1 protein-coding gene is annotated in these 503 nt (G+C 49.7%); it reads right to left on the bottom strand.

What is annotated here, in order from left to right; all coding sequences use genetic code 11:
- A partial coding sequence (locus CAFE_RS00860; protein WP_166525036.1) for a transposase occupies window positions 1-427 on the bottom strand: 427 nt, incomplete at its 3' end.
- Between the last annotated feature and the right edge of the window lie 76 nt (window positions 428-503).

The raw sequence follows: 503 nt of genomic DNA, 5'->3' as shown, positions 1-503 counted from the left end.
CAATTGTGCCGCCTTTCATCATGTGGCCGGTAGCTACCATGACGCGGTTAATGGCGTCAAAAAACAGCTTGTTTAGCCCGTCTTTTTCCAGCAGGTGCCGAAACTTGCAAAGCGTCGTCTCATCCGGGACATTCTCCGTCATGAAATCGATGCCGGTAAACTTACGCATGGCATAGCTGTCATAGATTGCGTCCTCGGTAGCCGGGTCGGAAAGGTTGAACCAGATCTGCAGCAGATACATCCGCAGCATCCGTTCTATGCCCATGGGTGGACGTCCCCGTTTGCCGTGGGGATAATACGGCGCAATGATACCGACCCACTCTTCCCACGGGATAATCTCGTCCATGGTTTCCAGAAACTCTTCCCGCCGTGTTTTCTTCTTTCTGCAGCTATATTCGATATCCGTAAAAGTTTGTTGCTTTTTCATTTCTCTGCACCGCCTGTGAATTGATAGTTCTATTTTACCAGAGTTCTCCTCTCTTCGGTAGAGGGGCGGATTAAAT

This window comes from Caproicibacter fermentans, assembly GCF_009746625.1.
GTDB lineage: Bacteria > Bacillota > Clostridia > Oscillospirales > Acutalibacteraceae > Caproicibacter > Caproicibacter fermentans.
This window is presented reverse-complemented; position numbering and strand designations above follow the sequence as displayed.